22 protein-coding genes are annotated in these 22,510 nt (G+C 41.9%); 1 reads left to right on the top strand and 21 read right to left on the bottom strand.

Annotated elements, in window-relative coordinates; translation table 11 throughout:
• Positions 1-89 precede the first annotated feature (89 nt).
• Positions 90-1,097, top strand: a complete 1,008-nt coding sequence (gene obgE / locus BLS28_RS24855; RefSeq protein ID WP_090530054.1) for a GTPase ObgE — start codon at positions 90-92, stop codon at positions 1,095-1,097.
• Here the strand turns inward: obgE and BLS28_RS24850 are convergent.
• The 21 genes from BLS28_RS24850 to BLS28_RS24750 form a co-directional block, all read right to left on the bottom strand.
• Complete coding sequence (locus tag BLS28_RS24850; protein ID WP_091174043.1) at positions 1,090-2,661, bottom strand: hypothetical protein; 1,572 nt, start codon at positions 2,659-2,661, stop codon at positions 1,090-1,092. The genes obgE and BLS28_RS24850 overlap by 8 nt on opposite strands.
• Positions 2,662-2,692: 31 nt before the next feature.
• Positions 2,693-3,244 (bottom strand): putative colanic acid biosynthesis acetyltransferase, encoded by a 552-nt coding sequence (locus tag BLS28_RS24845; protein ID WP_091174039.1) that lies wholly within the window; start codon positions 3,242-3,244, stop codon positions 2,693-2,695.
• Complete coding sequence (xrtY, locus tag BLS28_RS24840; RefSeq protein ID WP_091174034.1) at positions 3,231-3,797, bottom strand: exosortase Y; 567 nt, start codon at positions 3,795-3,797, stop codon at positions 3,231-3,233. The genes BLS28_RS24845 and xrtY overlap by 14 nt, the downstream gene beginning before the upstream one ends.
• Positions 3,794-4,657 carry a glycosyltransferase family 2 protein gene (locus BLS28_RS24835; RefSeq protein ID WP_091174031.1) on the bottom strand — a complete coding sequence of 288 codons (864 nt, stop codon included), beginning with the start codon at positions 4,655-4,657 and terminating at the stop codon, positions 3,794-3,796. Before BLS28_RS24835 ends, xrtY begins: the two co-directional genes overlap by 4 nt.
• Positions 4,654-5,277 carry a class I SAM-dependent methyltransferase gene (locus tag BLS28_RS24830; protein ID WP_091174026.1) on the bottom strand — a complete coding sequence of 208 codons (624 nt, stop codon included), beginning with the start codon at positions 5,275-5,277 and terminating at the stop codon, positions 4,654-4,656. The genes BLS28_RS24835 and BLS28_RS24830 overlap by 4 nt, the downstream gene beginning before the upstream one ends.
• Positions 5,278-5,359: 82 nt before the next feature.
• Positions 5,360-6,769 (bottom strand): exosortase Y-associated Wzy-like protein, encoded by a 1,410-nt coding sequence (locus tag BLS28_RS24825; protein WP_091174023.1) that lies wholly within the window; start codon positions 6,767-6,769, stop codon positions 5,360-5,362.
• 98 nt (positions 6,770-6,867) lie between these two features.
• The gene (locus BLS28_RS24820) at positions 6,868-8,025 is read right to left on the bottom strand and encodes a glycosyltransferase family 4 protein (RefSeq protein WP_091174021.1); all 1,158 of its coding nucleotides are present in this window, start codon (positions 8,023-8,025) and stop codon (positions 6,868-6,870) included.
• Positions 8,026-8,871 carry an FkbM family methyltransferase gene (locus BLS28_RS24815; protein WP_176844559.1) on the bottom strand — a complete coding sequence of 282 codons (846 nt, stop codon included), beginning with the start codon at positions 8,869-8,871 and terminating at the stop codon, positions 8,026-8,028.
• A gap of 31 nt (positions 8,872-8,902) precedes the next feature.
• Positions 8,903-10,186, bottom strand: coding sequence for a glycosyltransferase (locus tag BLS28_RS24810; RefSeq protein ID WP_256337527.1), 1,284 nt, complete (start codon positions 10,184-10,186; stop codon positions 8,903-8,905).
• Between the two features lie 3 nt (positions 10,187-10,189).
• Positions 10,190-11,407 (bottom strand): glycosyltransferase family protein, encoded by a 1,218-nt coding sequence (locus tag BLS28_RS24805; RefSeq protein ID WP_091174015.1) that lies wholly within the window; start codon positions 11,405-11,407, stop codon positions 10,190-10,192.
• Entirely contained in the window at positions 11,404-12,432 is a 1,029-nt protein-coding gene (locus BLS28_RS24800; protein ID WP_091174013.1) for a glycosyltransferase family 4 protein, read from the bottom strand. The genes BLS28_RS24805 and BLS28_RS24800 overlap by 4 nt, the downstream gene beginning before the upstream one ends.
• 30 nt (positions 12,433-12,462) lie before the next feature.
• A complete protein-coding gene (locus BLS28_RS24795; protein ID WP_091174010.1) occupies positions 12,463-13,623 on the bottom strand; it encodes a glycosyltransferase family protein in 1,161 nt (386 codons plus the stop codon).
• Positions 13,624-13,633: 10 nt separating this feature from the next.
• The gene (locus tag BLS28_RS24790; protein ID WP_091174007.1) at positions 13,634-14,551 is read right to left on the bottom strand and encodes a glycosyltransferase family 2 protein; all 918 of its coding nucleotides are present in this window, start codon (positions 14,549-14,551) and stop codon (positions 13,634-13,636) included.
• Positions 14,552-14,562: 11 nt separating this feature from the next.
• The gene (locus BLS28_RS24785; protein WP_218134508.1) at positions 14,563-15,378 is read right to left on the bottom strand and encodes a hypothetical protein; all 816 of its coding nucleotides are present in this window, start codon (positions 15,376-15,378) and stop codon (positions 14,563-14,565) included.
• 120 nt (positions 15,379-15,498) lie between these two features.
• The gene (locus BLS28_RS24780; RefSeq protein WP_143020862.1) at positions 15,499-16,323 is read right to left on the bottom strand and encodes a glycosyltransferase family 2 protein; all 825 of its coding nucleotides are present in this window, start codon (positions 16,321-16,323) and stop codon (positions 15,499-15,501) included.
• A gap of 102 nt (positions 16,324-16,425) precedes the next feature.
• Complete coding sequence (locus BLS28_RS24775; RefSeq protein WP_091174000.1) at positions 16,426-17,280, bottom strand: hypothetical protein; 855 nt, start codon at positions 17,278-17,280, stop codon at positions 16,426-16,428.
• A complete protein-coding gene (locus BLS28_RS24770; RefSeq protein ID WP_091173996.1) occupies positions 17,270-18,196 on the bottom strand; it encodes a glycosyltransferase in 927 nt (308 codons plus the stop codon). Before BLS28_RS24770 ends, BLS28_RS24775 begins: the two co-directional genes overlap by 11 nt.
• Positions 18,189-19,133 carry a glycosyltransferase family 9 protein gene (locus tag BLS28_RS24765; RefSeq protein WP_091173992.1) on the bottom strand — a complete coding sequence of 315 codons (945 nt, stop codon included), beginning with the start codon at positions 19,131-19,133 and terminating at the stop codon, positions 18,189-18,191. Before BLS28_RS24765 ends, BLS28_RS24770 begins: the two co-directional genes overlap by 8 nt.
• Before the next feature lies 1 nt (position 19,134).
• Positions 19,135-19,995 carry a glycosyltransferase family 2 protein gene (locus BLS28_RS24760; RefSeq protein ID WP_143020861.1) on the bottom strand — a complete coding sequence of 287 codons (861 nt, stop codon included), beginning with the start codon at positions 19,993-19,995 and terminating at the stop codon, positions 19,135-19,137.
• Positions 19,992-21,101 carry an alginate O-acetyltransferase AlgX-related protein gene (locus tag BLS28_RS24755; RefSeq protein ID WP_091173986.1) on the bottom strand — a complete coding sequence of 370 codons (1,110 nt, stop codon included), beginning with the start codon at positions 21,099-21,101 and terminating at the stop codon, positions 19,992-19,994. Before BLS28_RS24755 ends, BLS28_RS24760 begins: the two co-directional genes overlap by 4 nt.
• Positions 21,101-22,489 carry an MBOAT family O-acyltransferase gene (locus BLS28_RS24750; protein WP_091173984.1) on the bottom strand — a complete coding sequence of 463 codons (1,389 nt, stop codon included), beginning with the start codon at positions 22,487-22,489 and terminating at the stop codon, positions 21,101-21,103. The genes BLS28_RS24755 and BLS28_RS24750 overlap by 1 nt, the downstream gene beginning before the upstream one ends.
• Positions 22,490-22,510 lie beyond the last annotated feature (21 nt).

Here is a 22,510-nt window from a genome sequence, read left to right as displayed (position 1 = left end):
AAGTCAGTAAAGTCCGCAGGTTAGGAAGATTAAAATTCTTAACTTTCGGACTTTACTGACTTTCGGACTTTCCGTCTAAATCAAAAATTATGTCGCAGGGTTCAAATTTTGTTGATTATGTGAAGATCTGTTGCCGTTCAGGCCACGGAGGTGCTGGTTCTGCCCATTTGCATCGTGATATATTAACTTCAAAAGGCGGTCCCGATGGTGGCGACGGCGGCAGGGGAGGCCATGTTATTGTAAAAGGTAACGCCCAACTGTGGACTATGCTGCACCTTAAATACCGTAAACACGTAATTGCCGGTGATGGCGATTCGGGCGGCAGCTCATTGCGTACGGGCAAAACCGGCCGCGACGAAATATTGGAAGTGCCCCTTGGTACTACCGTGAAAAATGCTGAAACCGGTGAAGTACTTTTTGAAATAACCAAAGATGGTGAAACCAAGATCCTTACTCCCGGTGGCCGCGGTGGCTTGGGCAACTGGCATTTTAAAACATCAACCCAACAAACCCCCCGCTTTGCCCAACCCGGCGAAGATGGCCGTGAGGACTGGAATATCCTCGAACTAAAAGTGTTGGCTGATGTTGGTTTGGTAGGTTTCCCTAACGCAGGTAAATCCACCCTGCTTTCGGTGGTATCGGCTGCCAAGCCCGAAATTGCCGATTACGCTTTTACCACACTGGTGCCCAATTTAGGTATCGTATCATACCGTGGCGGCCGTTCATTTGTAATGGCCGATATTCCGGGCATTATTGAAGGAGCATCACAGGGCAAAGGTTTAGGGTTTAGGTTTTTGAGACATATTGAACGCAACTCGGTATTGCTGTTTATGGTGCCTGCCGATACATCGCGCAGTATAAAAGAAGAATACAGCATCCTGCTGCATGAACTGGAAGAATATAATCCCGAACTGATGCACAAGCCTCGTGTGTTAGCCATAACCAAGACCGACATGCTCGACGATGAGCTGCAGGCTGAAATGAAAAAGGAGATCCCTGATGGAATCCCCTCTATATTTATATCATCTGTGGCCCAGAAAAATATCGATCAGCTAAAAGACCTGCTTTGGAAAGAGATCAACGCCAGCGTTATTTAGCCTCCCACAAAATGTAGTCATTACTAAGCATCGTCATTTTAAAGCCGGTATAGCCAGGAAAACATTTGCGCATAATAGTTGATTTTGGACCGATGTAATCGGCGGGCAAAACTATGTACAGTGGTCCGGCGTGCCCATTATATACATATTCATCATAATCGATTGCCACTTCAGCGCCAATGGTTTCAACGGTTATAGTGCGGTTGCGTTCAATTTCCAGGCTCAGATCAGGGCTGTTAAATACAAAAATGGCGTTGTTGTTTTGCTTATCCAGGTTGCGGATATAGTTTAGCGATGGCTGATCGATAAATAACTGTGCTATCCCCGAATATCCCCTTGCGCCGATATTTTTATTTTGAAAGTAGCTTGGCACAAAGTATTTGTAGCTGGAGTAAGCTATTACAAAACATATAAAATAAAACAGGTATTTATAACCAGTTTGCAATCTGCTTACCAGGTAAATGATGCCTGGTGCAGCGATAAGCCCGATGAGCCTCAAATGCCTTGCTTCATATGAAATATTGGCTTGTCTCAAAAATGATTGTCCGAAAAACAACACCGATACCACATAAAAAACCACCAGTAGCAGCGCATAATTTTTGTGAGGCGCCTTTTTTACAATAAACCAAATTAATAAAATGCTTAATACAGCACAGATCAGCACAATTATCACCCCCCAAAAGTAAGTAAACATGGGAGGGTCATCATGAAACAAAAGGCCGTTTGTAAGGTCATCTACCGAAAAAGCGGTTAATATTGGCGAGGCAAAAGGAAAGCCAAAAGTTTCCCAAACCAGCTTCATACTTCCGGTTATCGACGAGGGGTTAGCACCTTTTGAAAGATAAAAATGATAGACCATAAATAAGGATAATACCGCAGGGACTCCTATCCATATGCCATTTTTTATCCAGCGAATGATGTCTTTGGTTCCCATTGAAAACCTAAGCCATAAAAAAAGGCAAGTGGCAGCATACATCCATAAAAATGACGATTTGCAAATGAAGCCTAATATTCCACCTATAAAGAGGAATACGACCAGTTTCCAGGTTATTTTTTCAATGGCTATGCATCCGTATAAAAACCAGCCGGTGTAACCAAAAAGTAGTACCTCGCCACCATTGTAAAATACATAAGGTGTAAAAAAAGATAACTGAATTACGATGAATAGTACGCTTAAAGCCGAGATCATTGGTGTAAACCCTGCTTTTTTAAAGAAATAGTAAAAGCCGAAAATGCCGGATAACGAAAATAGCAGGGTTACTATTGAAGAAGCGCGACCTGTGTTGACGCCAAAAATAAGTTTAAAGAAATAGGGCACCAGGTATTGCCCCGGCGACCACCAGGCGAGGAATTCTGAAGTGTTTTTGCTGATATCGTTCTGATCGGGTTTAACCATGACATTAAATGCCGAACCCAGTTCCATTGAGCGCATTACCTGGAAGCCCTTGCTGGGGTCGGGGTAAATGGCTGCTGGAGCTATGATCAGCATAATGCCCATAATGAAAACAATCCCGCTGATAACCAATAAAATGATTTGGTGGGTTTGTAGTTTTTGTTTCAGCATATAATTATTTTAAGCAGATGATGTTTAAGTTTTAACTGATTTCCCGTTCCCTGATCTTTACCGCCGGGTTGCCCTGGTAGATGCCGTACGCCTCCATGTTTTTTGTAGCGATAGAACCGCTGGTTAATACCGCGTGCGATGCTACCGTCACGCCCGGATTTACCATAGCCCCGGCGCAGATCCACACGCCGTCTTCCAAAATTATGCCTTTGGTTATCAAATCAAAGGATGTTTTTTGGTAATTGTGGCTGCCCGTTAACAGCACAGCCCCCTGCGACAGGCAAACATGCGCGCCGATATGGATGAGCACTAAACTATCTATCCATACATTTTCACCTATCCAACTTTCATCGCCGATATGCAGGTTCCATGGATATTTGATGTTTACGCAAGGCTTAATAGTTACATTTTTACCCACCTTGGCACTAAACAGCTTCAGCAAAAATGCTTTGAACGCACTTGAGGGTATAATGCTTGTTTTAAAGAATATGGCGTTACAGTAGTACCACAAAATGCGTTTTAAAACGTTGCCGCCCGGATGATAAGGATAATTATTATAAGTTGAAAGGTCAGTTCTGAACATCAGCGCCGGTAAGCTTATCATTACGTTTGATCCAAATATACAGGCTAAACGCTATAATAATGTAAAGAAGTATATTAAAAATGGTATGGTGATCAACTATCCGGTTTGCCTTTTTCGACCAGAAGATGGCCAGTAAAACAAAACGAATCACGTTTAAAAATTCGATAACTAAAATGCCTGAAATGAGAAATACCAATTTTGACCGCAACGGAGACGGATAGGCCAGCACAAATGCCGAAAAGAAGCTGACCAACCCTAAGCCGAGACAACTGTATACAATAGCCAGTGTCCCTTTACCCGCAACCAGTAACTCGGAATTATTATCAATAGCAGCGTAACCAAGCCACTTCAGGATCATGACACTGCAATCCAATAAAACCTGTCTCAAAGCCGCAATATAATTCAGGTGTTCGGCTAAAAAGGCGTTATAATTTCCGCCGGGATTAGTAATGCCGAAAAAGAAAATATTAAAGCTATAAAAAATGGCAAACAGCAATACAAACAACAGCACGAACCGTATCGCCGGGTTATTTAAAAAAGCACGTTGTTTCATTGTTTTTTGCTCTCCTTTTGTAACTCATAAATTTTTGCATCAATCAAAAACCTGAACCAAAATCCTTGTAAAAAATGGAATACCAGCCCGGTTTTTCCATCTAAAAAACCCAATTTTATAAAGTATCTTATGGTAAAATAAATTACAGGCCTTACAAATAAAGGAAACGACTCATATCGGTTTTTCATATACCGGCGCCGCTCCATAGGGTTGCCAAATAAACGTGGATGTACCAGCTTGCCGTTATCATCAACAACCTTGGTGTTTTGCTGTTCAACAAGGTATTGTGCCTCCAGCGTTGCCCAATGATTATGCCGGGCAATGAAACTGGTAAGCGAATCGGTTATTACATCGATGATATCAGTTTTAAGTACCTGCGTTTTACCGGTAACTTTAAAATGCTGATCATACAATTTTTCTTCGCAATGCCCGAAGCCGCGCCTGAACAGGTTGGCGTGGTATGTTGGATAGTGGCCGCCATGTTTGATCCATTTGCCCATAAATAGGGTACGCCTGCTGATCAGGAAACCATTTGTTTCAGCATCTATGGGCTTGGAGAAAATATCGTTAAGCTGGGCGGCAAGCTCTGGTGTTACCCGGTGATCAGCATCCAGGTTAAGTACCCAGGTACCTGTTAAAGGCAGGTTATTCAAAGCCCAGTTACGCTGGGCTGCATAATTTTCAAATGGATGGCTGAAGACGTTTTGTGTATACCTTTGGCAAATGGCCAGTGTGGTATCCGTTGAACCTGAATCAACAATATAGATATTGGCTTTTAGCGCCGCCGCGCTTTGCAGGCAGTCGCCAATGTTCTTTTCCTCATTAAAAGTTAAGATAATAATATCCAGGCTCTCGCTCACTTGAGTTTGGCTTTAATGATCATGCTCATCCAAAAATAAGGGAACCTGCCGCAGCCCCTGAATGCTGTTACCTCAAATCCATGTTCATTGAGGATTTGTGTCAGCGTTTTAACCGACCAAAATTTGATATGTCCGCCCTGCCACAAAGGGCTGATATGATTATCCCATTTATTTAAAATACTCAAAAACAGGTTTTTTAAATAACCATGATAAGGCGTTGAGATGATGAGCTCACCTTTTGATTCGCTTAAAACATCCCGGCAAAGGCGTATAAACGCGTAGGGGTCGTACAAATGCTCAATAACCTCAGTTGATATAATGGTATTAAACTGTATAGCTCTTAATGGCTCCGGTACCCCTTCAACCGAAAGATCATGAACGAAAAACCTGCCGGGATTTATTTTATCGGCAATAGCAATGCCTGGTTTGGATGCATCGATACCATAAGCATTAAATCCCCTTGCCAATAAATAATTTACCAGGTGACCATTGCCGCAGCCAAGGTCGAGAATGCTGGTGTTGTTATCCTTATTTAATAACGACATAAGCGGTTTCTCGAGCTCCTTAAATACATGGCAAGGGCTTGCATCGGGATAATCGTAATCTTTATAAGCGCTCATGCGATGGTTATTTGCGGATCCACATTTTTATATTTTTTCATTAAGACAGTTCTTTCAAAATCATATCGATCGGTTGCGTAATTCAAATCTCTTTTAAAATTTTAGAATTTAACAATGCCTTATGAATGAGCAGCATGCTGATATAGCTCCAGAAGATGGTATTGAACAGGAACTCAAAACTGATGCCGCGCCACATGATCTGAAACAGGCCCGAAAATATAAGTGCTGTGCCTAATATATATCCCCCAAAAAGTTTTTCGGCTTTAACAGCTATTAGCTGTGCGAGGGCGCCGTAAGCGAAAAGGAAAATAAAGATCCCCCAATCACCTCCTGAAAGATACGCATCAACGATGTAGGCGGGTTTGGCTGATACGGAAGAGTTACGGTTAACCACCCCGGCATCATAAACGCGCTGCATGATCATGGCTTCGGTAATTGGCTTGGAGGGCCAGAAAATCCGCGGCACCAACGCAATAGCCGATTGTTTAACAATATCCAATCCATAAAAATCCACATTTTTAGGTGTCGACTGCACAAAGCGGGTAAACATATCGATCTCGCTTAAGCGATATACTAAAAAATCCCAGTTAGTTTCGTCAACATCGCTGTTATCACTATTTAATGCTGCGTCAAGGGCCAGTTGTGAGGCTTCGTCGCTATCTGCATCTCCATTCCATGCATTGGCCCGGAAAATATGGTTATATGTTGGTAAAACCGTAAATAATAAAACAATGATAGGGACAAAAGTGATGGTTACTAATTTTTTATAGGTAGGATATAGGAAGATCCCTAAAACCAGTACGCTGATAATAATGGGTTCTTTAAACCCCGATGTAAGCGCCTGGTAAAAATTAAAGGCATATAGTAAAAGGCAGATGAGCGTATTGGCCCCTTTTTTTAGTGGTATGGCAAAGGCCAGCGCCAATGTACCGGCAATAAAGCTCAATGAGCTAAACTGGTAATAAAATTGGGAAAGGCCTGGTATCTTAAGAAATAACAGCGAAAGCGGAAAACTGATAATTGCCGACGTCATGAGCAGATTTGCCAGCCTTTCGGTTTCGACGTAGTATTTTTTAGTTACCGGATAATTCATGAAAATAAGTATGCCCATCACAAATGAAGCATGCCCAAGGCAGTAATAGCGCTGGCATTGGGCAATTAAGCCCAGAGTGTCTTTATCCTTTAACGTGTGAATAAACACGTGCTTGAAATTTTCATAGCCGAGGGTATTCATAAAATAAAAGATGGATGTGCTGCACATGTACCCCGCAAAAATTATCTGGATAATAAATAAGGGCCTCATCAATTGTTCGGCCATGGGGCGGTCGTTTGGGATTGGACGTACCCAACCGGTAAGCGTAATCAGGAATATAAAAAATGAACCACCCCATGAAATAAAATAGGATAACACACTATCACTTTTACATGCCAGCGCCAGCAGCCATGGTATAAACAACACAATATACCGTTCTATCGATTTGCTGTTCTGCATTTACTAACTAATGTTGTGTTATTTATAAATTGGCCTTAGTTTTTTGTCAGTTCTCAATAAATGGAGAAAGAAACCTCACTCATGACTTCCGACAGGTGCTATTGACTTAATACCAATTGTTCTATCGCTTCAACCTGTTTGACAAAGCCCCAACCTTCAATAATTTCCCTGGACTGTTGCCCCATTGTAAATAAAGCGGTTTTATCATAGAGTAGCAATGTTTTTAGCTTGCTTTTTAGATCAACCCCGTCGTTCGCTTTAAAGATCAGTCCGTTTTCATAATCCTTTACCAGATCGGTGCCCGCGCCCACTTTGCTTGATATAAGTATGGCCTTGCTACAGGCCATAGCTTCGTTTATGGCCAGCCCCCAGGTTTCACCGGGGCCTTTTGAAGGGAGGCAAAAAATGTCACATGCCTGATAAACCACCGGCATATAAAGCTGGTTTTGGAAATCAATAAAGTGGATGTTTTTATGCCGGCTTGCTTTATTTTTCAGTTCTATCTCCAAAATACCATTTCCTGCAAATAGCAGATGGGTGCCCGGCTGTGTTACGTCGATAAATGCTTCAAGCAGCGACAGCGGGTTTTTCTTATACTCAAACTTGCCTGCAAAAAGCAGGAGTTTTTCATCATCAGCTATTCCTAACTGTTTGCGAAGGGTAAGGGCTTCATTGGTCCTGTCTTCGGCAAAGCGATCATTATCTACAGCATGCGGTGCAAAAAATAACTGCGTTTCTTTTAAACCGCATTTTTTAAAATAAGCCTTATTGTTTGACCCTGCATATAGTGCACAATCAATATGGCGGTAAATCCGCTTTAAAAACAGGCTTCGCAATACGGATTTGATACCGCCTTGATCATCAAGTAAAGTTGAATCGCCCCGGAAAATAACAGGTACCCTGCCTTTAAAATATTTGAGGATTTTGAGATGGCTTTTGTAAAACCAGCCGTACACCATAATAACATCGGGCTGCCAGTTATTTATTTGACTGATAAGATCGGGATTATCAATTCCTTTTGAATGATGCGAGCCGGGATCGGTCGAAATGTTTTTTACCCACTCATAAGGATAACCCTCAAGGAGCGGAAGGTTCCAAGTGATAGTTTTACCAAAGCCTGGATCAAATTTTTGCAAACCGCCTTCGCCCCAGGTATAAAATACCATGACGTTTATTTTTTGCCGTTCATACAGGAGCTTAAATACCGGTGCATAATACTGTATGGGGTGAGTGATAACTACAGCCAAATTTTTCATTCAGATGGTCTCGCCCATTATATTAAAACTTTTTGCATTTTGAAGGCGATGGTTTATCAGTTCAATGTCTCTGCAGTAAATAGTATTGTATGCACCAAATGTATCTAACCCGGTTAAAACGCGTTTAAAAGGGGCATAGGCAACCGCCCTAAAACCTTTTGATAGTAACAACTTGTGAATATCCTGATCGCTAAAACCGTACCGGCCGCCGCTACCGTTAAGCTCAATGATGATTGCCTTTAGCAGAGGCGAATCAAGGGTAGATCCCATTCCTTTAAGCACTTCGGTCTCAAAACCTTCCACGTCTATCTTGATAAGAGCGGGTTTGTATGTTTCCAATAATGAATCAATAGTGATTATAGGTACGATAACAGTGTTTTTGCCTTTCTCATCTTTAGTAATAACATGGTTTCCGGTATCTTCATCGGCCGAAAATCTGATCTCGCCCGCTGTTGCGCCGGCGCCGGCATTAATAAGCTTTACTTTGCTCTGCAAATAATTAAGCCCGATATTGCTGTTTAAAATATCAAAAGTTGCTTTAACAGGTTCAAGTGTAACACTATTAGCTTTGGCTATGCCGGAAGCCAACAGCGTATATGAACCCACATTCGCGCCAATGTCAAAAAAGATATCTTCCGGCTTTAAAAAATGAAGCAGAAAGGCCATATCATTAAATTCATGTAAACCGGTGTATATATTACCGGTAATACCCCTCAGCCCCTTGGTTGCATAAAACTTAACATCACCAACAAAAGGTTTTATAATGAACTTCGACCTTGAAAGCCTTGACTGTACCTGCCACCAGGCAAACCGCCATAAGGCTTTTGCCGGATGTTTTTTTCCCAAAGGATGTTTTAAAATAAAGCCGACAGTTCGTTTAATGGCGTTCATAAATAATTCTATCAAATAACCGGCACTGCGCCAACGTCATTTCAAGTGCCGAATATTTTTCGATGGCATCAGCATTATATTCAACAGTCTGGAAATTACCCTTAATTAATTGCTCAAAAAATATAAATAAGTTTTCGGAGGTAACGTCATCATAGTTGTAAACATGTTCTACACCGTACTGCTGCATAATAGGTATAGCAGAGCTTGCGGCATTAAATACGGCCAAAACCGGCCTTTTTGTGAGCAGGTATGGGAATATTTTTGATGCTGTGTATTTAGGATCATCTGACCCAGGTATAAAAAGAGCGTCGGCCTGCTGCAATGTGAGCAAAGCTTGATAGTAGCTGATGCGGTCGATAATTTCAACAAGATGTTCTTCCATATCATATTGTTTTGCCAGGGGAAGGATAGTAGCGATCCCTTGCCCGGCGGGGGCATAACTGGTACCGATGAAGTGGAGTTTGATTTTGTCAAACCGCTCTTTATTGGTATTCAATCCGGTTCTTAATGCGTCGAACACCGGGCTAATGGCCTTGTGAAGGTCCTTCCCTCCGCGGCCGATATATACCACATTGATAAAGCCGTCATTAAGCAACCCTGCAAAATTTTTTTGGTTAGTTTTAGCTATTTGCAGATCGGGCTCAAATGCCCCGAAGGTTATGGTAGCGGTCGGAACTTTTTGAATTACCGGGTAACGTAATTTGAGCTGATCAATGTAACCGGCAGATACACTGATAATCCCGGACGCATTTTTTATGGCGATGGGTTCCAGGTATTTATTTAAACGGTAAGCGAACCAATATTTTGGCGGCCTATCGCTTTTAGGTTTGTTGATATAATAATCGGAATGCCAGGGGTCCTGCATATCAATGACGTAGGGAACCCCGAATCGCTTTTTCCAGTAAGCACCCAACGTACAAACCGGGAACTGTGTGGTTGAGAAATAAATAAGATCAAATTTTTTGTCCTTCAGCAGGCAGTTAACCGTTTTGCGGTAATACCATAACGAGCGGATGGCAATACTGCCCAACCCAACTTTTGAAGTGAGTGCCTTGCGGAATGCTTTCACTTTGTGAACTTTAATGCCCGGAGGGAGACTTTGCAACAACAATTCGTCTTTTGCCAGGTCGGCATACTGGGCATCAATGGTCACCACTTCGGCATCCCAGCCGCAGGCTGCAAAATAAGGAAGGCTCATCCTCACGCGCTGCATATCTGCCGCGTTTACCGGCGGGAAGTATGGCGAAATAATGAGCAGCTTTTTATTCAATTGTTATACTTTTTGAACAAGACTTAAAAAAGTACGGCTTTCGGTTTCCCAGTTTAATGCTGTTTGGCCAAGCTGGTAGTTTTGTAAACGGGTTTGGTATAAAATATCCGGGTTTTGGAGGTAAAAGCTGATACAATCCGTTAGTGATTGCAGGTTGCTTTTTTGGTATAGTTTTCCTGTACCCGGATATTGCTCCATAAATAAGGCTTGCGCCTGCGTATCGCTCACTATCATTGCCAGTCCACATTGTATGTAGGTAAAAATTTTATTGGTAAGGCAGATATCCCTGTTTAAAGGAATGCCTGTTTCGGTGGCTATGCCAATATCAAACTGGTTCGCGAAATCGAAAATCTCGCCCGCTCCAATGGGCTCATGAAACCACAACTGGTCTGCATTTAATTTAAGTTCTTTGGCAAGGTTCAACAATGCATATCTGTAAGTTTCATTGCTGCTGCCTAACAAGTGTAACCGAACATGCCCATTTGTAGCAGCTATTGCTTTAATTACATCTTCCAATCCTCGTTCGGGGCCTACTGTTTGCGAAAACCAAAACAGTTTTAATGGTTCGTGAGCTTTATAATTAGGGCTGATTTGCAGCGCTGTTTTAGGAAACACGTTGTTTATTACAACAGGCTTTAAATAGCGGTATTGGCGTTGATAAAATTCTGCAATGAGCGGACTGGCGGCAGTAAAATAATCAACATAGGGAAAGTATTTTTCTTCAATGTATTTATTGAGTTTGTAACCTTCATTATGAGTTGATGCAAACTGTCCCGAATGCAAATCTTCCGCATCGTAACCAACTTTTACGTTGTAATGTTTTGCTGCCTGTATGGCTGCGGGCAAGGCGCCGAGGTTATGGGCGATATAAAGATCTGTTTTTATTTTTTTAGCTTTAGACAATGCTTCGGTATGTGTGCGGCTGATAGCGTTCTCAGGTATATCGAAATGCCGGGTATATTTAAACAGCAGCGTACTTAACTTTTGGCGAATGCGGGTTTTAAGGTAAGTTGCTTTTTGTATCACCGGATCACCACCGCAATAAATGTACATACCGGGATATTTGCCTGTTAAAGCTTCATCGGTTTTTTGGGCCCATTGCTGGTAAAAACAGCAGATCACTTTAACACTATAACCAAGCTTGTGCAAAGTTTCGGCTTCCTTCACGAGGCGAGGGTTAGTAGTTGGCTGGCCGGTAGTTATAAAAGTAACGTTCTTCAATCTTTGTCCCGTGCCAGTTGGTATAATTCTTCGTATTGTTTGGCCAGTACACCGGCACTAAATTTTTGTTCCGCTATCTTCCGGCAGCTGGCCCTGCTGATTGAGTCAATGCTGTTAATCGCCGTTATCATGTCGGCCTCCATATCGCACACAAAACCGTTTAATCCGTTAGTTACTATCTCCGGTATTGCGCCGCGATTAAAACCGATAACGGGTGTACCGCAGGCCAGTGCTTCGGCCATTACAATACCAAAGGGCTCATCCCAGGTTACCGGCATCAGGAAAGCTTTTGAGTTACGAAGCAAGTCATTTTTCTGACGGTTATTGACCGGGCCTATGTACTTGATCTGCTCGCCATCAATATGGGGTTTTACCTGTTCATTAAAATATTGCTGGTGTATTGGCTCATTGGGTACATTGCCTGCTATTACCAGTTTTTGATTTGTTTTTTTTGCCGTGTGTATGGCAATAGCTGTCCCTTTTTCATGTTGGATCCGGCCTAAAAAAGCGAGCGGGGCATCATCGGGAACACCTGCATTAAAATCGTAGTCGTTTAAATCCACCCCGTTATAAATGGTAGTTACATCAGCAAACGCATTGATTTGATTGGCTATGTAATTGCTGCAAGCGGTAAATTTCAATGTGTTTTTATGAGCGATACTTACCGCCTTTTTTACCTGCGATACGGTAGGGGGCAACTGATAGGATACGATTTTTGGGATTCGGCTTAACATTAGCAACGCAATATTGCTCATGCGACCGAAGGTATGTACAATATCAAAATGCTGAAAAGCAATTTTTGACGTAAGCCGGTTAATTTTCAGCAGATCTTTAACGCCATAATGAGCCGATTCACGGTAACCGATGAGTTTACAGCCCGGCTGCGAATGTTCATTGGCATACAGGGTAATATCGTGGCCTTTTTTTTTAAGTTCCTGGATCAGCATAAAAGCAATGCGTTCGATGCCGCCGTATTGCTCGGGAGGCACCGGGATCAGCGGATTTACTATAATGGCTATTTTCAATTTGTTGGGTACAACAGCTTATCGGTAAGCTTAGGTGCCAAAAAGGGCCTTCTTTATTTTTTTTAGCGATGACGGAATGGCGTGGTCGTTCAAGACCCTTTGCTGCCCGTTGATTCTTAATTTATTCCTTTTTTCTTTATTGTTGAGCAGTTCAGTAGTTTTTTGTACCAATTCATCAACCGTGCGGTAAACGTTAATTTCGTTATCGGTATCATAAAGCTGCTCAATGCCTTCGCAATATTCGGTAAGGTAGCAGGCGCCAAGCATTGGCGCTTCTATATCCCGCAAGCGTGAGTAGGTTAGTGGTTTATTATGTGTACGTTTAAAAGTTGGCACCCGGTTAATCCCCAAAGTAACCATGCTGCTTTGAGTGATGTTGATATACTCGTCAAAATCTGGTCTTGGAAATATATGATCGTCGCCAACCGGGACTACAGTAAATTTGGTCAGTTGCTGAAGCCCTTTGATTGCTAAGCCGGAAAAGCCCTGCTGTTTTACGAAGTTAACCTGATTAATAAGTTTTTGATAAGCAGAACCAGGAACAAATACCGGACCTGCACTCTGTGCTAACCAGCCGGCTCCACGAACGCTTACCGGCAGACCTTTTTGAATGACCTGGCCCAACAGGTTTTCCCTCAGGATGTCTTTTGAACCGATAAATGATACCCCCGGTATTTCATGAAGCGGGGTGCGACACCTTAATTGGGGTTCAACCCACATCGGCATCGGTAAGTTGATATGTTTGACCCTTGCCTTCCTGTAGAGAGGTAAAGCCTCATACTCGGGTACCCAGATCAGATCAAAGATCCTGAACTTTGCCGGTACTGTTTTAAATTCCCGCACGCTATCGCAATAAAAATTAACACACGGAATGCCCATTTTCCTGATTTGTTCTATTGCTTTTGCAAGTATTTGTTTGGGATACAAGTAGCTTAAAAAAATGTCGATATTTTGCCGGTTGGCTTTGATGTAATTGAGGGTTGCCTGCCAGCTCCGTTCCTGCCAGTTTTGCAACGCAACCGAACCTTCGTCATACACTAATCCTTCCGCCCAGTCAACCTCCGGTACTTCAATATAGCTCATCTCCGCCTCAATAATACCATTTTTAATATAATGCTGCCAAAAACGATATGAAGGTACAGGATGTGGTCTGCTTACTTTATCCTGTAAAAATGAAAGCAGTATGCGCATGGATAAACTATTAGCCAAATAAGGCTTTAAATTTTTGTGTTAATTTCCAGCCGATAAGCCGGTTTAGCATCTTTGTGTAACCACCTGCCGGATATTTAGCTTTTGAACCGCCTAACTCATTAATGCGTTGTTGGGCTTTGTTTATAATATCAGGATAGTAGGGATAATATGCATAAACAAAGTTTTGCAGGCAATCGGCAACGGCGGTTCTTACTCTTGGGCTATTTTCATGCTGAAGCATGTATGTTGTACCTTCATAAATAGAGGTAAAAGCCGACTTAATTCCTCGCCTGGAAGTTAACGCTGACAACGAATTGCTGATACCGCTCCGGTAGTACAACACCGCGTTTTGAGCAAAGCGAATTTCGTTTGCGTGCAATAGCGCGCGTGTAATAAATTCGAAATCATTTACAAGGCTTAACCGCTCGTCCCATAAGCCCGATTTTTCAAGCACGGCCCTTGGGATTAGCCATAAGGCGCATTGCATCATAGCTTGTTTGCCATCCATGGACGATACCAACCAGTCAATGGGTTTACAATCCTCCCTGATGAGATCTTCATTTACTTTAAAGGTGCTAATGTCATCGTTGTAAAAACGGCCCCAGGCTGCTGAGGCTACTACATCATCGTTATCTCCAATCCGTTTAACCTGTTCTGCAATATAACCGGGCGAGATAACATCATCGGCATCCATAAACTTGATAAACCTGCCTTTTGAAAAACTGAAGGCTTTATTTGCAGCCGCACACTGCCCGCTGTTTTCCTGGTGGTAAATGCCGATGCGGGGATCTGTAAGTTGCCTAAGTACAATGGATGTATCATCTGTAGAACCATCGTTAACAATAATGAGCTCCCAATTGGCGTAGGTTTGCTCGGCTATGGACCGAATGGCTTCTGCAATATATTTGCCCGCGTTATATGCCGGCATGCAAACAGAAACTAAAGGATTACTTTTTTCCACTCTGAAGTAAGATAAGGCAGTTTGGCCTTAAAAATATAATGACGGACAATATCGGGCCTGCTTAAATCGGGCTTGTCATCGTAAAAAATGCTGTATGATTTTTCATCAAGTGCTGCAGCGTTTTGATGATGTAGCATATAGCTCATCAGCGTTTGCTCAACCTGTGCCGGGCCCGCCTGGGGGTAATGCTGTAACAACAGTTTAGCTTTTTCTTCAAGATCGGCATAGTCAACCTTGTCATTATTATAAGCAACAATGCCGCCGTTAACACTTTTTATACAATTGATACCGTATTTATCCCTAAGTGTATCCTCACTGTCCACAAAATATGAGCTTGCCAGCTGCTCTTTCATATAAACTGCTGTTTTGCGTTGATATGCTTCAATAATTTGATTGGGTTTACCAAAAAAGATCATATCGCTATCCATGTGAATTGCCCAGGATGGTGAGGTATGAATATCAATCAACCGGCGGAAAAAGGGGTGCCAGTTACGCAAATGCCGTAACGTTGGAAATGTATGTTGTGGTAAAACAAGGTTGAGATGTTGTAATACCTGTTGCTCGGATATGGTTTCAATACCTGGCAATACCTGGTTTATAAAACCGATTTGCTCGTCGGTAAGTGTTCCGTCTGAGTATAACCTGATCCCTATCTCGCCATCCGAAAAGTGGGCAAGTGTATAAGCACAAAAAATGGTTTGGTGCCAGTATTTTGCCCCGGTAAGGAAGCTTACATTCAGGATTTTGTGTTTTGACAGATTAAGCGGCGGTAACTTTAAGGCAGCTTTTTTCATTTGCTGCTCGCCCCGCCGCATGTTCAGCCAACCCTTTAGCCCAAAATGACCGATATGATACCTTATAGAAAAGGTTGGTTTAAAAAAATACTTGTATGCTATTTTACCTAATGACACAGGCTATAAAAAATGTTTCCAGGCTTGTTTAAAATAACCTTCTTTTGAAAGGTCGACATAGTGATGAAGAATGCCTGTTTTGTTTTTTATCTGATCCGGGCCGGGGTTAACAATATAATCTCCGGCTTTTAAAACAGCAGCATCAGTGTCGGCTATCATCATGGCCGATAACGCCTGCTCTAAATAATAAGAAGTTCCTTCCTGCTCCTCCAGTGTTTTAACCCAGTTTTCCAGCTTGTCCCAATCAATAGCTTCACTTTTTAAACCGATAGCCCCCACATTAAGCAACGGTTTTACAGGTGCTCCGGCCAGTTGTTCCATTAATTGCCGAGAATATCCATAAGCTTCTGTACAATCAATCATGTGCAAAGGTTGTTGCGGGGCGTAAAGCCAGGTAATTATCTCTCTGGGGTCGTGCCAAAAAAGCATGTCCGAATCCAGTACCAGTTTCCAGTCATCGCCTGGGATGGTGTGCACATCGGTTAGTTTTTTAATGTGAGGATATACTGCTCTTTTTTTATGCAGGTACGGATAACGTGCTTCGGGCAACGTGTTTTGCAGGTTTTCACTGATTTGCTCCACTGTAATTACCTGTGCGCCGGGCAGCTGTTTTGCTACCCTCTCCATCAGTGCAGCATTAAAGCTGCCGTCATCAACCAATATGAATTTAAATTGCGCAGCAGTTGACTTAATTAACGATTGGATGCAGTAAAGCGTTTGGTACAGGTAGTTTTTACCTGTTAAAAAGTAAATCGGCAACCCATTAGTATGTGAAACTACCGGGGGCAACTCAAGCGAACGCTGTTCCATCTCCCTACGCCCGTTCATTATGTTTCGGTAATTGAAATAGCCACCAAAACGCCTGAATTTTTGTAATTGTGAACGCGGATTGCGGTATAAAAAATTAATGACTTGTTGTAACAAGGAAAGCTATAAATTAAACAAAGAGTCGCGCCAGAATAAATGTCGGACGTTTGCAGTATAATGCCTGCCCACGATGCCTTTTTTTTTCATAGGCTTAATCTGTTGGCTATCCTGGTGATCGTTTTTTATAATCTTTGTTGTCCAGGGTATTCCAATTGATGAACTTGCTATATGAGCAAAAATAGTTTGTTCGGTAAAATAATGCACATAGTTACTTACGTGAAACAATAATTCCTCCAGCCGAAAGTCTTCGCAAATTCTGGGCCCATAAATAATTAATAAGCCCGAACTGAAGGTATAAGTATCATAGAGGTTATTACCGTAGAAATTCAAAACGCGGTCATCATAAGTTGAGTGTCCCTCCTGGCTTCCGCCGCAAACAAACCCGTTATGTTGGGGAATATGTTTTTTAAAATCCTCGTAAAAAAGTATGTCACTGTCTATCCATATTACAGGTTGGATCTCGGCCTGGTGAAGTATCACAGCCAATTTTTTGCCAAGCACATGGCTCTCGGAATAGTTTAAAAGATTGATCCTGTTTTTGCCCTGATGATATACCGCGCTTTGTTGCCAGTGGTTAACAATAAGCTCACCCGGCCAAAACTTAAATTTACTTTTGATTTCTTCCGGAGATAACGATCCGTCGGATGCGATGATCAGTTTAGGAATCTCTTCCCAGTGTTTTGCAATAGAATAAACGGCCAGGCACGTCATATCTATGATGCTTTTGCCGGTCATCATAAGTACAGTGTAAGCCGATGATGCTTTGGGCTGCCTTATAGCAAGGGGCTTATATTTAAGTAAGCTCCTGTAAAGTAAAGGTAAACGATAAGCCAGCGAATTGCTTATTTTATTGAGCATGGTTGTTCTTTATAAGGCCGTCATACATACCGCATGCGCCCTGCCATTTTATATATGCCGCAGCATTTTTCCATGCTTTGTAGGTAAACCAGGCTTTAGCTTTCCGTAATGCAGCCCCCGATTTTGTGATTTGTTGCCATGGGTTTATATCGTGGCTTTGCAGTAGCTGCACCCATGATTTATTGGTATTGTTAAGCAAACGTGCAAGGTAACCTGCGTGCATACGTTGAGCAGGAATAATATGTTGTAGTATGAGCTGAGGGAAATAACCAACCTGCCAGCCGCCTTTAAGGATCTCGAGCACAATATCGTTATCGCCGCCGGAGCTTAAGGAGTTACCCAACCTGTCGCTGATGTTGTTTTTGCCCTGTGTTATTTTTTCCAAATAGGATGATAGCGCTTCGCGTTTTATAGCCATCCCTGCGCCTATGGGTGCAGCTATTGGATATTGATTATTCCATGCCGCTGTTAAGGGGGTATCGCCAAGGTCGCGCAGGGCCAGGCTTCCGTAAAACTCCCACAGCCATTCGGGAGGGTTAGTTTCAAACAATGGGATTGATCTACCACCTATAGCGCCCATTTTGGGATTTTGGCCAAATATACTAAGGGCTTTTTCAAGATAGCCGCCTTCAATCATATTATCATCATCAACCATTACTATAATATCGCCCGTTGATTCATTGAAACCCTTAAGCCGGGCATAGGTTAAACCTTGCTTTGTTTCATCTATAATTTGAACGGCAGGGTGCCAGCTTAAATTAAGCTGCTGCCGGAAATTGTTAGATGAATTATTGTCGATAATGATTAACTCCCATTGGTTGGCAGGCAGTGATTGGCTTTTTAAGGCCGAAAGCGTTTGCTGTAATCTTGCTGTATCCGGGTTATAAGTAGGGATGATTACGCTTAATTTAGCCATTATATAAGATATCGGCAGGTAAAGGTTCGTTAATTAAAGCCAATTGTTCTATTACAGCCGCCTCAACAGTGCAAGGTAAAATCATTTGCATGCACTTTTTATCGTAATGGCAGGTATTATGTAACCAGCATGGTGAGCATTCAACCGCAGAATATACATTTTTAAAACTGATATACCCCGATTGGTCTGGCCTTTCGCGCCCACCATATATGATTACCGACCGGCAGTCGACTGAGCGTGCCAAATGCATCATAAACCCTACATGCGATACCAAAAGGGCGGCATTACTTAATATAGCGGCTGTTTGCCGGATCGTAGTTTTCCCGCGTAGATCGATAACGTTTTTTAAAGGTGCATCTGTTTGAGAGCCTAACTGGATGAATTTATGGGTTTGACAAAGCAGATCAACAACTTGTTGATATTTTTTAACGTCCCATTCTTTGTTACCCATTGGGAACAATGCTGCTGAGCCGGATGTTGTTACTACGATATGGTTTTTTGCCCACTGCGCGGCTTCCCGTTCATTAGCCGTTAAAACTAAAACAGGCTTAAGATCTATTTTACCTTTAAGCTGTAAATCGTCGGCCATTTTTAAAATGATATGCTTTTCGGGTATTTCGTCGCCGTCGGTTTCGGGGTGATAAACTGTGTATTTGGGAAAAACAGTTTTTACGTTGAAGGCTTTAAGAAGCATACCCGATAATAATGCCCCAAAAGGTAAAATAAGTTTGATATCCGGATTATGCTCAAAGAGTTGTTGTTGGTTACTTTTTACCCAGATATTTTTATGTCTGCGCCCGTAGAGCTCCCGGCTTAATACAGTGAGCAGCAGGTTATCGCCCAGTGATTCGCCAAAAGCAATGATATAGGATGGTATACCGTATTTATAAAAGTAAAGTAAGGTTGATTTTATAGTTTTAATTCGGTTTATTATCATCTCACTTTTTCAGGCTCCAGTACATCATTCTTAAAAAGGTTTTAAACCTGAATGGAATGCTCAGCCCGTTTAAACCAGTTATGTAGTATAAAATGTTGAGCCAGGCAAAAGTTATACTTTGTTTTTCCTTCACCAGCCACAGGCAGCAGTAAATTGATTGCTGCAAACATGTGGCTGTATCATTGATATTGCCGAGGGCTTTATGTGTTGACAGAAACTTATAATGATAACTGAAAAAACGATAATCATAACTTGATGAGCTTAAACCCGCCTCGCCAAAACGCGCGATATCCAGATTGATGTATCGGGTTTTAAATACTGGGTTGCAAAAAGCTTTCAATGTTAAATGGTAGTCAGCAGCCACCTTAAACTTTATGTTGTATTTCCCGGTGTAATTAAATATCCCGCGTTTATAAAAAATGCCCTGGTGATGGATGCCGCGTGATAATACTTTATTAATAGTATCATCCGCATATTTTGTTTTTGATGTTGCACCTGTTACATTACCATATATAAGATCGGCTGGTTCATTTTGGATGGCCTGATAAACCTGATCCAAGACTGCGGAGCTGTTGAAAGTATCATCGCCCCCCATAAAGTAAAGCCATTGACCGCTCGCCATATCAATTCCTTTGTTCATGGCATCATAAATGCCCTTGTCGGGTTCAGAAATGAACTGGATACTAACCTTACCTGTTTTTTTAAAATTACTGATGATATACTGTGTATCATCATTTGAACCACCATCAACCAAAACCAGTTCGTAGTTTTTAAAAGCCTGGCAATTGATGCTATCTAATGTCTGCTGTAAGGTGCCCTCACAGTTATACAACGGCATGACGATGGAAAAAAATGGCTTCAATTGAGGTTTGATGTTAACACCTTGTCCGCTTCATTTACCCAGGTATCCAAGCCCTGCGGGTTCCAGTGTGTGTCACTGCGGTAGAATAGATTGCGCTTCTCGGCTTTGAAAGTTTTGTATAGTGGTATTACAGGAAGATCAGTTTTTTGCTCAACTCTTTCTAACAGATGATTATAGGGCATCCGTTTATCGTCATAGATTGAAACCGCATTTGGGATCACTGAAAGGAAAACCTTTTTAAAGCCAATAGCCCGATAATAATCGCGTGCAATATCCAGTTTGCGGACTATAGAATCTAAAGCGGCCCTAGTTTTAGGCCTAAATGCTGACTGTAAACTGGCGGTATCGACGGTAGTATTATAAAAAAGCCTTTTTTTATCAGTACTCTCCGTTACCTCTTTGGCTACGCGATTAAAAAGTTTATAGTTGAGTGATGCTTTGACCTCTTTGAAAGAGGTTGCCAGTTTATTATCAAAAAGAATTAGTTCAAGATTGCGGCTTAGTGCCTTATTAAAGATGATATTGCCTACCCGTTCAAAAATAGATGCTGCCGGCGGTTGGTTACCCAACCGGGGGGCATTACTAAAATTCAGGCCATTTTTAATTTCATTACTTGTCCACCTTGTTTCATCTGTTTTGCTGATATCATAGGTGACCAGGTTACGCTCGGCAAATTCCATTATGAGATAGTTTTGTTTGGTACTATCCAGTTTAATTGGACCGAAGGCAAAACGACGATCAAGGAAAATTACATTATCAAATGCATCAAAAGCGCCGTAAAGTATTTTATCTGCCAAAAAGCTGTCGCCTATAATATATAATACCCTATTGGTGTTTTGCCTGCCGGGTTTGGGGTTGTAGTGTTTAAAAAGTTCGAGTTCAAATTTGTATTGAGGCAGATTTGACATGCCGTAAAGATCGCCATAGCGCCACTTGTCCGAATAGGAAAAAAAGGCTTTGTACCAGTTGGTTTCCTTTGTTGTTTTGGAATAAATGTGGCTGAAATATTTGTCAAAATATAATTTATTGATGAATGACCGGTTCATGGAACTAAGCAGCAACCCAACACTAATGAGCAATATGAATAAACTGGTAACCTTACGCATTAAAACTGGAAATAAATAAACTGAGCTTCGTTAAAGATCCCTAAAAAGTAACAGGCAAGGATAAGCCCGCCTATGATGACCGCCTTTGTTGTGTTTGAATAATCTTTCGCTTTTCGCAAATAACGTTCGCCTAAAAGCAGCATAATGATAATAAAGGCACAATACCAAAGTTCAGGGACAGACATCAAGTTACCGGCCGAATAGGTAAATCCTTTACCGGTCAATATTTTACTCAAAATATAAAAAGCATCGGATACTGTAGCTGCCCTGAAAAACACCCAGGCAAGAGAAACCAGGTTAAAAGTGAAAAGCCATTTCAGGAAGGTAAAGCCTTTGATCCCGATACCGTACTTGTTGAATAACTGGTAAGCAACGAGTAGCAAACCATGAATCAGGCCCCAAACAAGATATTTCCAGTTGGCGCCATGCCACAGGCCGCTTATCATAAATACAATAAGCAGGTTAATGCAGGTTACCCGGAAATTAATCTTGCTGCCCCCCAACGGGATATACAAATAATCACGAAACCAGGTGGAAAGGGAGATATGCCAGCGTTTCCAAAAATCAGAAACATTGGAGGCGAGATAGGGCAAGTTAAAATTCTGCATTAGCTCGATACCCAAAACGAGGGCCGTGCCAACCGCGATATCCGAATACCCGCTAAAGTCGCAATAGATCTGGAATGCAAAAAAATAGGTAGCTACGAGCAGTTCAAGTGCCGAATGACCATGCGGATTATTGAAAACAGGGTCGACGTAAAGGCCCAGTCTATCGGCAATCACCACTTTTTTAAATAGGCCCATCGCCATAAAAAATAAACCAGTTATCAAGTTGCTGCTTCGGAAATTGTTGACCCGGTGTAATTGGGGTAAAATATGCTGGGGCCGTTCAATTGGGCCTGCTACCATTTGCGGGTAAAACATTACATACAAGGCATAAAGGCCAAAATGACGCTCGGCGGGCTGATTGCCCCGGTAAACCTCAATGGTATAACTCATAGCCTGGAATGTATGGAACGATAAGCCAATGGGCAATATAAAATCAAGCAATGGCAATTGCGGGCCATGGAATGTGTCAGATAGCAAATTCACGTTAGCGGCCAAAAAGTTGAAATATTTATAAAAGGCCAGTACACCAATATTGGTGATCAGGCTAAAAATGAGATAAAACCTGCGGGTTTTGCCTGTAGCTTTTTCTATCAGGATACCAGCACAATAATCAACAATAATGGTAAACAGAATGATGAGGATGTATACCGGCTTAAAGTACATGTAAAAATAGCTGCTTGCGGCTAAAAGCCACATCCATCTTAATTTATGTGGCAGCAGGTAATATGTAATGGTTACAATTACAAAAAATACAAGGAACAACAGGGAGTTAAAAAGCATTTAAAAAAGCAGATATATAAT

Source organism: Mucilaginibacter gossypii, assembly GCF_900100945.1.
In the GTDB taxonomy this organism is placed as follows: domain Bacteria; phylum Bacteroidota; class Bacteroidia; order Sphingobacteriales; family Sphingobacteriaceae; genus Mucilaginibacter; species Mucilaginibacter gossypii.
The sequence above is the reverse complement of the archived record's forward strand: the minus strand, read 5'-3'. Positions and strand labels throughout refer to the sequence as shown.

Bases quoted from the DNA above. Each gene is read 5' to 3' on its own strand.
- obgE (WP_090530054.1), top strand. From the start codon at position 90: ATGTCGCAGGGTTCAAATTTTGTTGATTATGTGAAGATCTGTTGCCGT.
- BLS28_RS24850 (WP_091174043.1), bottom strand. From the start codon at position 2,661: ATGCTGAAACAAAAACTACAAACCCACCAAATCATTTTATTGGTTATC.
- BLS28_RS24845 (WP_091174039.1), bottom strand. From the start codon at position 3,244: ATGTTCAGAACTGACCTTTCAACTTATAATAATTATCCTTATCATCCG.
- xrtY (WP_091174034.1), bottom strand. From the start codon at position 3,797: ATGAAACAACGTGCTTTTTTAAATAACCCGGCGATACGGTTCGTGCTG.
- BLS28_RS24830 (WP_091174026.1), bottom strand. From the start codon at position 5,277: ATGAGCGCTTATAAAGATTACGATTATCCCGATGCAAGCCCTTGCCAT.
- BLS28_RS24825 (WP_091174023.1), bottom strand. From the start codon at position 6,769: ATGCAGAACAGCAAATCGATAGAACGGTATATTGTGTTGTTTATACCA.
- BLS28_RS24820 (WP_091174021.1), bottom strand. From the start codon at position 8,025: ATGAAAAATTTGGCTGTAGTTATCACTCACCCCATACAGTATTATGCA.
- BLS28_RS24795 (WP_091174010.1), bottom strand. From the start codon at position 13,623: ATGCGCATACTGCTTTCATTTTTACAGGATAAAGTAAGCAGACCACAT.
- BLS28_RS24790 (WP_091174007.1), bottom strand. From the start codon at position 14,551: ATGCCGGCATATAACGCGGGCAAATATATTGCAGAAGCCATTCGGTCC.
- BLS28_RS24785 (WP_218134508.1), bottom strand. From the start codon at position 15,378: ATGAAAAAAGCTGCCTTAAAGTTACCGCCGCTTAATCTGTCAAAACAC.
- BLS28_RS24780 (WP_143020862.1), bottom strand. From the start codon at position 16,323: ATGAACGGGCGTAGGGAGATGGAACAGCGTTCGCTTGAGTTGCCCCCG.
- BLS28_RS24775 (WP_091174000.1), bottom strand. From the start codon at position 17,280: ATGCTCAATAAAATAAGCAATTCGCTGGCTTATCGTTTACCTTTACTT.
- BLS28_RS24770 (WP_091173996.1), bottom strand. From the start codon at position 18,196: ATGGCTAAATTAAGCGTAATCATCCCTACTTATAACCCGGATACAGCA.
- BLS28_RS24765 (WP_091173992.1), bottom strand. From the start codon at position 19,133: ATGATAATAAACCGAATTAAAACTATAAAATCAACCTTACTTTACTTT.
- BLS28_RS24755 (WP_091173986.1), bottom strand. From the start codon at position 21,101: ATGCGTAAGGTTACCAGTTTATTCATATTGCTCATTAGTGTTGGGTTG.
- BLS28_RS24750 (WP_091173984.1), bottom strand. From the start codon at position 22,489: ATGCTTTTTAACTCCCTGTTGTTCCTTGTATTTTTTGTAATTGTAACC.